This window comes from Pleionea sp. CnH1-48 (assembly GCF_024124665.1).
Lineage (GTDB): Bacteria > Pseudomonadota > Gammaproteobacteria > Enterobacterales > Kangiellaceae > JAMXSB01.
In genome coordinates, this window is record NZ_JAMXSB010000001.1 from 53,103 (window position 1) to 66,319 (window position 13,217).

The 13,217-nt window shown below is 39.8% G+C and carries 8 protein-coding genes; all 8 read right to left on the reverse strand.

The features are described from left to right. Nucleotides 1–262: 262 nt before the first annotated feature. Nucleotides 263–1,030 (reverse strand): zinc-finger-containing protein, encoded by a 768-nt coding sequence (locus NH399_RS00255; protein WP_253036409.1) that lies wholly within the window; start codon nt 1,028–1,030, stop codon nt 263–265. A gap of 53 nt (nt 1,031–1,083) precedes the next feature. Continuing rightward, on the reverse strand, nt 1,084–1,464 hold the full coding sequence (locus NH399_RS00260; protein ID WP_253036410.1) for a hypothetical protein: 381 nt from the start codon (nt 1,462–1,464) through the stop codon (nt 1,084–1,086). A gap of 115 nt (nt 1,465–1,579) precedes the next feature. Continuing rightward, a complete protein-coding gene (locus NH399_RS00265) occupies nt 1,580–2,032 on the reverse strand; it encodes a hypothetical protein (protein ID WP_253036411.1) in 453 nt (150 codons plus the stop codon). 105 nt (nt 2,033–2,137) lie between these two features. Beyond that, complete coding sequence (locus NH399_RS00270; RefSeq protein ID WP_253036412.1) at nt 2,138–3,142, reverse strand: hypothetical protein; 1,005 nt, start codon at nt 3,140–3,142, stop codon at nt 2,138–2,140. Nucleotides 3,143–3,442: 300 nt separating this feature from the next. After that, nucleotides 3,443–3,865, reverse strand: coding sequence for a hypothetical protein (locus tag NH399_RS00275; RefSeq protein WP_253036413.1), 423 nt, complete (start codon nt 3,863–3,865; stop codon nt 3,443–3,445). A gap of 9 nt (nt 3,866–3,874) precedes the next feature. Then, on the reverse strand, nt 3,875–9,565 hold the full coding sequence (locus NH399_RS00280) for an RHS repeat-associated core domain-containing protein (protein ID WP_253036414.1): 5,691 nt from the start codon (nt 9,563–9,565) through the stop codon (nt 3,875–3,877). A gap of 400 nt (nt 9,566–9,965) precedes the next feature. After that, nucleotides 9,966–11,573, reverse strand: a complete 1,608-nt coding sequence (locus tag NH399_RS00285) for a hypothetical protein (protein ID WP_253036415.1) — start codon at nt 11,571–11,573, stop codon at nt 9,966–9,968. Further along, nucleotides 11,563–12,588 (reverse strand): hypothetical protein, encoded by a 1,026-nt coding sequence (locus NH399_RS00290; protein ID WP_253036416.1) that lies wholly within the window; start codon nt 12,586–12,588, stop codon nt 11,563–11,565. Before NH399_RS00290 ends, NH399_RS00285 begins: the two co-directional genes overlap by 11 nt. Nucleotides 12,589–13,217: the final 629 nt, after the last annotated feature.

Below are 13,217 nucleotides of genomic sequence, written 5' to 3' on the forward strand. Positions count from 1 at the left end.
AGATATACGATATTTAGAAAGTGGATAGAAATAATCAACGAAAGCTACAAACGATTAACTCGTTCGCATTATTTGCACATCGGATTTTCTAAGATTTTGATTTAAAAGAGGTTCTTTTGCTAGAAATGGTGCCCGGGGCCGGACGCCAACCGCCTTATATATTGCGGCCTCTAACAGATATCGGGTAATTTTCGTGTAGAACTTTTTATTCTTTAGGCTCAGCTTAATTATATCTTATCCAAGGTGTAGCCACCAGACAGGCTTATGAAGTTGCTTGTTTTTTCGCGCCTTGCTTTTTCCAATTCATTAGAGAGCCAGGCGTTTCGTTTTTCAATAGTAATGCGGCCTCTTCGCACTGTTTCTTGCTAAACTTGGCAATATGACTCTCATGTGGATAAAGCCCCATGTGCGTTCCCAGATAAAGATATACCAAGTCTCTCATCATTAACTTCTTTTCTTCATTTTCCCATAAAGGGTCAAAAACACTATGCAGCTGCTTTCTAGCAGTGGCTGTTTCTTGATTGGCAGCAAATCCAAGCGGATTAGTTGTTGGCTTGTGAGTCCCGACTTTAGCGAAACAAGGATCACATACCCACAACAACAAATCGGATAAATCAGGTCTATGAGGATACACTTCTGAGCCATCAGTTAAACGGCAGTCCATTCGACAATGAAGACATGTTCCAATCTGAGGGTATTTTGTATTTTCTGGGTATCGCATTTTATCGACTTCGACCAATTTAGAAAGCTCTGCTAGGAGATTTTTCTTCCGAATATGGATAACCCACCACCTCAATGAAGGAAGCTCATTATATATTTCTGCTTCGGAATATCCCTCTTCTCGCCAAGATGTAGCTAAAGCGTTAATGTGTTTGAGTTTGAAGGATTTAGCTAGCATCCCCCTAAACCCTAGAGATAGAAGTCTATCAGCTTGTTGTCGTAGAACACTTCGACGATACTTATGCACTATGTAGTCGTCATCAGGATATTCTTCTAATAGCTTTTTAAGAGTCCAATGTAGCTTCTTCATAAGATATACCTACATCAATCCAGTGATCAAATACAGTCCGAATTGCCTCAATATCAAAACAACATTACATCTGTAAATTCACCTTCACTTTTTACTACTTCTAACAAATAGTTTAAGCACACATCACTTTTTGTCATTTTCTGTTGTCCAAATAACTTTTCTTTTAAAGTTCTTTGCTTGTCTATTTGTAACTCCCATTCATACCCGCTAGTGTTTTTTGTAGCCGAGGAACCAACCAAGTAACTTCGGCCATTACATTCAACAAATGTGTACCAGCCCCAATCTTCAGGCTCAGGGTCAGGCATATCAAAACGGTCTTTAACTTGAACTTTTAACCAGGATAGTAGCGATTCGCCATAAATAGGGTTAATTGGGTTTTTATTTTCTTTTGAAACATCAAACTTGTTGCTTTTAAAGGCAATGATATAATTCATACCTATTAACTCCAAATAATAAAATGCTCTTATAAGACCTACCGCTTACGGAATTTCTAAACAACCCTCGCTTCTTTAGCTGTCTTGAAAGTTAACGCAATATATTGTCAACACTCTAGCGAACGAAATCATAAGTAAGTGCTTTAGGCTTTTCTCCTTCTTCGAAAAACCTAGATATGGCTTCGATACATTGTTCCTTTGATAAGCAATATTTCAAGTCAAGCGGCTGGAGTTCATCAAAAGAGATCTTCTCGCGCACGTCTCGACTCACATCAATCGAACTTAATTCAGACACAACTCGATATTCACTTGCGGCATCATCATAAAAAATAACACCAGAAGCATTATCGAACCACTCACAGGTAAAATACATACGGACATATACCTTTGCACCGAGAAAAAACCTTTGCCACCAAGGACGACTCCCAGCATCAGCAACTAACGTAACCTTACCGCTATTGTTTTTGAGTGCTTCAGTTAGCTTTTCTTCAACATCCTTTAAATTATCGAGTTCCAGGTCTCTATCGCCGATGGAAAGAATATATCTATCATGGTTCTGTAGCTCCATACCACTCCCCTCTAATTCATAAAGTTAACCTCCGAATTATCTGAGGTTAACTTTATTCACAATATAGGTCTGATTTATTATCTACTTTCTAACAATAACGCTTAGTTAACTATACCTATCAGTTTCAACTGTAATCTCTTCTTTAAAAAGATAATAATCAGACTTTTTATTTATTAAATCTTGCAATGTTGTAATAACAATAGACACCCCCCTATCTATTTCTCTTGAAACCTCCCAGTAACGATCCTCTACAAATTTAAATCCCGAATCTTCTTCATCATACCTAGGCCTGAATATTGGAAAGTCACCATGTACGATATCACTACGGAGTTTATAGAAGTCCTTTATCCAACTTTCTTCATTTTCAGGAAAACTACCGAGCGCAGCAGGAATTTTCCTAGATAAGCCTCCAACTTTCGGCTCCCTTTTACTTAAATAAAAGCTCTCCAAAACCTGAGACAACTGCACTACATCCGTTGCCTCTAATTCGGATTTATATGACATATGCAAAAGCACAGCAAATGCTTTATTAATAGGTGTCTCAGCCAATAAGTATGATAACCCTCCGTTTCTCTCCATCCATCCCCATGCATTTGCAAATGGTATGCTTCTTAGACTAGGCCAATTATCAATACTTGCCCTATGCCAACCAGATTCGATAGTGTCACAGTGTAATGAATGCTCTTTGCTATCTATATCGATAGAGAATCTTCCATAGTTGCAACCACCTCTAGTACATATATTCATAACTAAAAAAAGTTGCTCAATAAAACACCTCAAAAAGGTTGACTTATTCCATGAACTATCATTTGGCTCTTTTAGTATATTTACTTTTAGAGAGGCACTAAACGGGTGTTCTTTTTCTAAGTCTAGATCTTCTTTATTTGAAAAATACCTTTTAAAGAAGTCTTCGCAGTTCTCAGGCTTAAGCCAATCTAGCTTTTCTCTAACCTGTATCGAATCTATCAGTAAACTAACCGATGTTTCCCTATTAAACCGGACATCATTTGATCGAAAATACTCTTCAACTTCCAACCAGCATGAAATAACTGAATCATGGTCTACTTCAGCTGCATTTGGTGTAATGTTGCTAAACTTTATAAAGCTCATGTTCACTTCTTATATTGTTAGTGGCATTAATTCTTGCCAAAGAACATTCCATAACCTTAATTATTGACTTAGCTGTGCTGATATTAAATTTAAGTTTCTGGACAATAATAGTCATGGAGTTTCCGACATAATTCACAACAGAGCATATCTCGAATATAGTAAATCAGCTCAACCAAAAGTAAAATGCGAAACATTAGTTTTAGTTGTCTTTCTTACGACATTTCCGTGATCAAATTTCCCGTTCTACTGTTACGAAAGGATTAAGGGAGAAAAATCCCCCTTAATTACCACCAACTTTAATCAACTATCACGATGCAAATAGTTAGGCTTTTCATCAACAAAAGACACATAATAAGAACCATTTGAGTCTTCAATAATATCAAACCAAAATGACAAATGTCCTTTATCAAATGAGTTCTCCCTATGGAAAACAATGCCTTTCAAGCTAAACTGACTATCATTAACTCCCCAAGGAGCACTCATCTCATTCAGCTTAACTAGAGTAAATTCCTTCGCCAACTTCCAACTATCACTCAACTTTGGCTTCATCTTTAAGTAATAGCTAATAGCAAACTCATCAGGTCCAGATTCGTCACCATCAAATGAAATTTCAATTTCTCTGTCATCTAATTGAAAATTGGCATCCCAGCTAGAATCCTTAAATGCTAACGTTCCAACACCATCAATTTCAACTGGCTCAATTTTCTTGAAAAGTCCAAACATTATCCCTCCTTAATTACATTCACAATTTGCTTTATAGTTGAAAGCATTAGAACCTAAATAATACCCTCCAACGCCAGCACTAGCCGCACTAATAGGGACGAAGGCCGTAGCCGCGACCCTAGCTATTCGAAGTCTTAGCTGCGCCATAAATGTATTTCTTACACCAAAACCGCCTAAATAAGAATTCATACGAAAAGGCATTCGAACAAGATTCCAACCCGCATTAACTAATCCCGCTGGTAAGTTACCATTCGTATTATAATTTGCCCTCGCATGGCCAATAGCCCAATGATCTAGGGAGTTACCATTTGCTCCACCTCTAGCTCTCCAGTAGCGACTACTAACAGCTCTAAACCTTCTGTTATCCCAAAAGAACCTTTTGATAGCATTCCAGAGGCCACCGTGAAATCTAGCGCTCTGACTCATAATACCGCCCCCAGCACCAACAACACCATAAACACCAACTTCCCACCAGTTTACACATTCAACTCTGAAGTCATTTTTTGCCATTTGGATACCGAAGTTTAAAGCCGCACTTCCAAGCCCCCATAAAATTAATGGAACCGCTTGTCCTGTTGGGTCGACATGCTTAACTGGATTATTCAGAGCATACACATAGGTGTTAATACCGCCAGCCAGACCGATGGGATCACTTGTAATATAGCGACCTAGTTTGGGATCATAGTAACGATGCCAGTTGTAATGCAATCCACTTTCGCTGTCGAAGTATTGTCCCGCGAATCGTAGATTATTTTCAATCCCATGATTTGAGATATTCGCCTGCCCAAAAACATCATATTGGGCTTGCCAGACTATCGCCTTTTGACTGTTCGTGAGTGCAATGGGAGTACCAAGATGGTCATTGTGATAGAAATAGCGCTGACCATTCTCGATTAATGCCAATGGCTCATCGTTCAAATATACATATTCTTTGATGACTTGTCCCTGAGCATTGTACTCTGCCAGCAGTTTACCGTTTAAGTCATAGGTATACAGTGTCGCCACGCCATTAGCGATTTTAACGATACGTAATCCTTGAGCGTTATACACAAACTCCAAAACATCGGTATCTGTCGTTATACGCTGTACTCGACCATGATGGTTATACTCATAGACTTCATTTTCACGAGTTAACAAATTACCCGCCGCGTCATAGGTCATCAATTTTTGACTCGCTGCACTCAAGGCTTGCCCCATTAGCGCATAGTCATAGTGGGTGTAGCGATGATTAACCGCAGTAGATTGAGCAGAGGTAATTGCGGTTTGAGCATTCGCTTTCTGAATGAGCGCATCCACAGGATTAGAGCTTGCGCTATAACCATTTGCCGCACAAAAATCTTGATAAGACTGACAAACATCAGCAGGCACCATAGTGCATAAGGTATCCAGGTTAGGACAAATTTCATCAGGTGTGGGTGTATCGCCCCCACCATCACCATTGCCTGTGCCACCATCAGCTCCGCAATCCGGGTCAATTTGTGGGTCGCAATCAGGAATACAACTTGGGTCTTGAATGGGATCGCAGCCATCTGGCATACAGCTGGGGTCTTGTGCTGGGTCGCAGGGAGGAATAGCAACACATTCGCCGGAGCTAATGCAATTTTCATATTGCGTATCGTAAAAGGTCGCACACTGTTGATAGCTCTGCATATCAGTACTGTTTTTTATACATTCAGCCAATCCCAAACGGTTACCCACTTGGTTGTAACGTAATGATTGGTAATGATCAGGGTATTCAATACCTGTCAAACGGTGCATGACATCGTAGTGAAAATGTCGATTGTACGCAGCATTTATGGAATCATTGATCGATGCCATGTTGTTTCGAGCAGTATAGGAGAAGCTTTGAGCACTAATATCGGAATGCGTCAGCCCTTCCATTCGATAGTCACTGTTGTAATTTCGATTGAATGTGTGCTGATTACCGTAGGTCATAGACAGCATGGGACCAAAGGGTAAATAACGAATGTCGCTAGCGAGTGTTTGATTCCCTTTTTTAACCGATTCAACGCGACCCAATGCATCGTAATAAAACTGAATCGCTGTGCCACTCGGATAGGTTAAGACTTCAAGCTGCCCCCTAGCGTTATAGGCATACTGCGTGGTTAAGGTCACGCCATACAATGTGTGGCTCTGTTGAATCACACGCCCGACGGAGTCATAGATATAATGTTGAACACCAGACTCATCTTGAACAGACGTTAAGCGCCCTACCCCAAAATTCCCGTTATCTGTGTTATCCCAGGTATAGACAACATCTTCTGCGGTTCCAGGATAGTCAACCTGAGTGACTCGGTTTAATGCATCATAGGTAAATGTGGCTTGAGTGTTTCGAGCATCGGTAATCTGAGTGAGATTGCCTGCCTCATCGTATTGGTAAAGCGTTATTCCAGTGTTATCACTTTGACGCTTAATGACTTCACCAAAACCATTGTAGGTGTAATCTGTATAATAGCCTTCACCGTCAGTCACACCGACCAAGTTATTGGTACGGTCATAATCGAATGTAATCTCTTCTTTGTAATCCACATCGAACTTGGTGATTTGATTCAAGCCATTAATGGACACATTAACACGATTTCCCAATGCATCGGTGACGCCACCAAATTGCCCTGCGGCATCATACTCTATCTTTTCTTCAGGCGAATCACTTCGAAGTATCGATTGAAGTTTATCGCCTACATCGTAACGATAACGAAGGTTACCGACCTTAGTATGTAACGCATCGTACAAATCTACATCCGTAACGTTACCGTTCTTATCAAAACCTAATGCTACTTTTTCGCCTGTGTTGTTGGTGATGCTGTCTATCTCACCATTGGCCTTATAGGTGTAGTGCATCGATAAACCGCTCGAATGCACGATGCTCTTTATTCGCTTTACACCATGATACGTTAAGGTCAGTGTTTCGCTGCCTCCCGAAGCATCCGTCTGCGTGTAGGTTTCAATGCGCCCTAAATCATCATAAGTAAGTTGAGTGGTTAAATTATTAGGTTCCTCAATGGTCTGTGGCTTGCCTTCCAGAGTGTAATTGGAATAGCGAGTGACATGCCCTAAGGCATTCGTAATGGTTTCAACCTGACCACAGAAGGCAACCCCTTGCGTGCAATCGTAATAAGTAAAGTAAGAAATATCCTGCACATCGGAACGTGGCCCATCTACCGAAATGATTTGACCGTCAGCGTTTACCGTAAAGTCAGTAACGCGAGTGTCAACGGCATCCCCTTTAATACTTTTCTCAGTAATGCGTTCAATAAAGAAGTTTGCATCATAAGCATATTCCACCACACGCTGATAACCGTTTCCATTCACCGGATACGTCACCGTAGCCGGAAGGTTCAACGTCTCATTAACATAAGTAATCGTAATGCTTTTTTCTGTTTGGTTATCAGGCTTAATAACTGCCACCTGATTATTGGCATTGTACTCAAATCCTCTATCGACCTTATCAGAACGCCAAACCGCAATGACACGGCCTTTATCATCAAAGTGTCGCCCTCCTTGACGGCCATCAGGGTATTGGCGTCGGTCAATTTCTGAGTCACTGTCGGTTAAGGGGCGAACGCTAAAGCTAACTTTATTCGGGTTATTGCCGTTGTTTACTTGCTGATCAACATATTCAATGTAGTGCTCGGGTCTAACCATCCACCAATTACTAGAGCCATTGAAATGGTATTCCGTCTTTCGTTGCTCAGGATCAATCACCGTCACTCTGTAAGCTTCCCACATAGGCTGACCAGGCGCAGGATAAAATACAGTGCCCCCTGAACGGTCACCATCGGCGGGCTCATGAACAAATTGATAAGCGCCTAAATCAGGGAAGTCAATTAAAGTCACGTACTTGTTGGCATCATATTGCAAGGTTGAGGTGTAGCCGCCCATATCGGTAATAGCCGTTAAGTCTCCATCGTTTGAATACCCAAACAAAGCACTGCGTTGGAATGGGTCAGTCACCTTTTTAACTTTTCCAGACGGATAGTATTCAAAGGTTGTTACGCGCTGTTGAGCATCAGTTAATGATATGAGTTGAATGTCCGAGTTGTAACCCAGCGTTAAAGCAAAACCATGGACATCGGATATTTTGGTCAGCAAAGGCTGCTGTGATTGCGTGCCAGCGGGAATGGTATAGTGATACGTTGTGCCATCTTTAAAGCGTAATTGATAATGTTGCTCAGAAATCTTGGTGAGCGTTTCAAAGCCTCCTAACGCGGCATCATAGTGTCCTGTGCTGTGATTTTTGGTAAACACTTTACGTTCACCATCCGGCATAAAGACCGTTACTGTATTGCCAGGGTCTTCTACCACATAGGAGCTTAAGTTCAGCATCCACTTATTGCCAACGGGTTCATGTTGCGCGAGGGCTGATTGCGCGTTGTAGCTCACCGTAATGTCCACATCAGGGCCATAAGGTGTTTCGTACCAAAGTGGCGTGTCCGTTACGAACAGGTTCATATTAATAGGGTTAATGCTCCATCTAGGACACCCTCTTGCCCCTACCTTACAGGAAGAACCTAATTCATCCTCGGGTCGTTGAATACCACAGCAGCCACCGTAAGCGCTTAATGCTTCTTCAAGTGACAACTCAGTACCTGGCAATCCTTTCGCTTCGGCAAACACCAACATTCGACCGGACCATTCGCGCTCGAATTCCGCCAAACTTTGTTTAAAGCGACGTTGCTTTTGTTTATCGAAAACGACCACTTCTTTATCGTCGGCTGATTCAACAATCCAATAATGACCAAGGCCACCTGTGTCTTGTCTATCAATATGTGCAATCGCTGGTAGCGGTATTCGTTCCAGGTCAGTTGATTGAACGTGTAACGCCGTTAGAGGTTGTTCATATCTTCCAGCAATCTCTTTAAGCGACTGAATCGTGAATCCTTGGTTCACACTGGGTTTTAACTCACTGACGGTTTGGGCTTCTTTATCTAGCCCTTTTTGAGCCAAGACATGGCTTAAGGCTTGCGTTCCACAGTCGGCTAAACTTTTACCTTGTTGTTTTAATCGAGCAATCCGCTGAACCCACTGACTGGCATAAGTACGTTGTCGCCAGTCTGTTCCCTCTTTGTGTAGTTCTGCAAAAAGCTTTTCGGCGGCAGGTAAATTATTTTCCATCACACGCAGAACGGCTAATCGACTCTTGGCTTTTTCGGCGACTTTACGTGCCCCTTCAAAGCGATGGTTTTCATACTTCTTAACAATGCGAGAAAAGCGTTCATTCGCTTCACGATATCGGCCATTGAAACGCGCTTCACAACCCATGTGTAAATCAGCTTCCCCAGCCCAAAGGCCATTAGGGTAACGTTTAAGATAGTCCTCCATCATGGAGAAGGCTTCTTTATAGTTATGCTGATTCCATTCATCCATGGCTTTAGCAAAGGCGCTGTTTTGCAATGCATAGCCACCGCCACGAGACAAGGCTAGAGACTCTGCATTCTGAGAAGTATCGATATTAGGGTGAAGAATCCCACCTAACTGGCCGGAGGCCATGACATCATTGACAGTGGGGTTTCGTAGTTCACCTACCGCTTTTAGTGAGGGGCGAACTTGTTTTAAAACATCTTGAGAATACTGAGAGCGGGTTTCTGGTTTACCCGTTTGTCCATTAGTGGGAGAAGACGCCAACGCATTCCATTGGCAAAGCAATGCCGCACCGCTCACTATCCCCATGAGCAGAGGGCGTTTGATAAAACGCTTCATGTAGAAAAAACTCCTGAAGTTCCATTTTTAAAATGAAATACCCGACAAACAAAAGCTGACAATGTAAGAAAGAATTCAGCGAAAAAATGTCCAGATATTGCTTTTAAGAAATGCTTATCGAATTGCTCAATAAGCGCTTAAAGCCACACTTCGACTTATAGAAATAAGCAGCACTTAAACCATTCGGCTGCTTGTAAGCACACTATCGAATTAGAGGTAGTCGATCAATAAATAACGAACTCAGGAAAGGATTATTTTCGCTTTTATTTTTGATAGAGATAATCCTGCAAGGCTTCATATTAAATACGCTATATTACACGCAGTAGTATATTGGTAGGCCCGCTTTCGGCCATAAGCGGACATTAGAATAATGTCTTTTCTCTTAAATGAAAACTACGCTCTAAATAACAATTCCTTCAAAAGAATTAATGATGCTCATGAACTCTTTGCTGTATTTGTTTTGCATTATTTTGCAATCCACATGATTACTGTAGTCAAGTGCGTTTACACCTTCCTCTGAAGTGTATTTTTGAGCCTCGTATTCCTCTTTCTTCAAAGTCGATGTCAATATAACTTGTTTATTTGTTTTCTTATATATTTTAAGCATCTTCATTTCTTTAGGAGTCGATAACTCCCCATCTCTAAATGAGTCTATGATAATTGGAAATTCATGCTCTAAAATATTATTTAAAGCGATAACCCTACTAAAATAATATTCCTGTTCATCACTGCCTGAAAACGTTGCATCTTTTTTTGTAAACAAATCATCGAACAGAAGATTACCATTGGAGTCTACTATCTTATAGACTTTCAACATCTCGTTTAAAATACGTCCCATAAGCTCTTTCTGAGCTTCTTTGTGATCATCTTTTAATGACTCCCTAAGCTTTAACTCCCGCTCTAAAGCTGCGATCTCATTGTTTACGCTCAAGGCCTCATTGTCTATTTCTCTCTCAGAAAGAATGCTATCTTGATATAAGACCATTTCTTGGAAGTTTGGAGGTGCTGTCTCCATCTCTTTTGTAAGGTTATCCTGTTCTTTATTAATTTCTTCTGTCAGATCATCAATTATTTCGCTCTTTTGCAGGATATTGCTCTCGATTGAGTCAATAATACTGGATCTCACTTTTGTATTACTCACCTCAAAGGTAAGATCGTTATTCGTATAAACTATTTTTTCACTACCACACTCTCCACACTTTACATTTCCCTCACTTAGCCCTCTGTTGAGAGAGTTTAATTCTGAGATCAATACACGAAGCTTTGACAATCTATTTATTTCGTTTTGCCTAGAACGTTTAATCTCTGAAATCCGTTGATAACATTCTCTGTAAGACCTCATCTTTTTTTGGGTTACTTCTGCATCAAAACTTTTCGATGCAATTTCTGCTATATCTGGGTTTGACTTAATAACGCTAATCTTTTTCTTAATTGATTTAAGTTTAACTTTTAGAGACTTTATACGACTTTTAAGATCATCAATTTCATCACCAGCGTTCAAACTTCCTAAGACATCTTCAATTGCGAAAATCATTGATTTAAAGTCTGATTTATTAAACTGCCCCTTTGAGATTAGGTTTGACGGAGACCTATTATCCTGACCAATAAAAAACATTTCGTAGAACAGACTAAGGTCAACCATCTTTAGTTTATTGTCTTTTATAATTCTAGGGAGTTTGAATAGATTACTATCAACGAAGTAGCGAAAATCTCGGACAGAATTAAACAGCTGTATGATGCCCTGAGACTTAATTACAAAGGAGCTATTTTTTCTTAAAAACTCAATTAGCTCTCCATTTAACTCTATTTTTGAATAGAAGTACTGGTCTTTGTACTTGAATCCATGTGGAAATATTTGCTCGTTCCCTAGAGAGTACATAAGCCCTTGCATTACAAGGGTTTTTCCTCGATTGTTATCGTCGCTATAGATTACATTGACACCATCATTAATCCTGTTCTCTATAAATGATTCCGTGTCATTACCAAATGCAATGACTTTAACTCTCATTTTCTACTCCTGTAAGTATCAAAGATATCATATAGAGAATGGTATCTTTAGTTAGATAGTTGGTTGTGACTTTAACCGAAGACAAAAGGGCATCATATACAGTGTTTACGTCATCATCACCGTTACCCTTTACATGCTGAATAATAAACTCTGATATCTTCCAGAAATTTGCGCATCCATTTTTGTCAAAAAATGCTCTACTTAAATTTTCATTACAGTCTTGAAGTAGGTCTTTAACGTCCTCGATATCAAGGTTTTTGACCACAGGTAAAAATGGAGTTGGAACACCAGAAAAAGAAAAAACCTCGACTCCAACCAACCTGCTAATCAAAAGGGTATTAATTTGTTTTTTAGTGATATGCCGATTGAACTTTAGAACTTCTGAAGGATGCTCTATCTCCTCGTTTTCAATATATGAATTTTTAAGGACAGATTGTGCGTCTCGAATATCGTTAAAAATACTTTCGTAGAGCTCTTCAGTAACCAACCTTTTGTTTTTGAAGCGAGCTATCTTTTTTATGTATGTGCTTATTTTTTTATTGTCTTCGACAAAAACTACTTCATCAAAAAAATCGTCCAGCAATGCTGGCCTTACACTTTTCTCTTTCTTATCAGATAGCTCTTTAATTAAGTACCTCTCTATCCCTTTCCTTTGCTTTTCATGTATATTGCTATAACCATATACATTTAGGCTGGGGTCTATGAGATAGTCACGCTTTAACTTCGGAATAAATAGAATATATTCTGCGAAATCAAAGCTGGAAATAAAATTTTTATATAATGTTAAAAGGCTCTCGCCGATTCTGGATGGGGGAAGATATTTGTGATTTTTACTTTGGACATCCCATAGCTTAGAAAAACTTTCGTTGGCTCCTGTAATATCATTGAAGCAATCAACAGTAAGGATTTCAATTTCTTTACTGTCTGCACGCATCCCTATTAGATAGAGCAGGGACTTAGTTTCAAACTCAGAGGCTTTTTTGTTATTTATTTCTGTATTTGTAAATTCATACAATTATATTAACTCTACTTGATGCTTCTCATTGCTATGTCCGCTTTGGGTCGAAAGCAGTCCTATCACAACACACTCGAACCCGCAATCACCCTCTAATCACAAGCAAATGTGGACCACACTATCACTGAATATAACCACGGTTTCAAGTGATTGAAGTCAATTTTACCCTACTTTTTCAACAATAAATCGTATTGAGATTAAAATACCTAAGCTATTAATATTGTTCGGAAATATTAATAGCAAACACCAATATTTCACACAGTGATAGTTAGACGATAACTACTACTTTAGAGCTTAATGATTGCAGTCAATTTCGACGCAAATGACAACTGTCTTACCGTTTCCATTACTAGACTCACCCACATACCCCATACTTATTTCCGGCATGCTAATCAACTGACCTCCACAATTAACAAAAAACTTGGGAAGAGCTATTCCAAAACCTTTTTCAAAAGACGGAAAACCTTTCCGAAACCTTTTTATGATTGATTTTTAAAGGCTTTTTATAGGTTTCCATCCACCACATCATGCACCGAATAAAATTGAATCATGTAATGCTTTTCATGCGTAGCAACCTTTCAGAAAGGTTGCGCAATGTTTCGAAAACTTATCTAGGAAAAATAAGACAA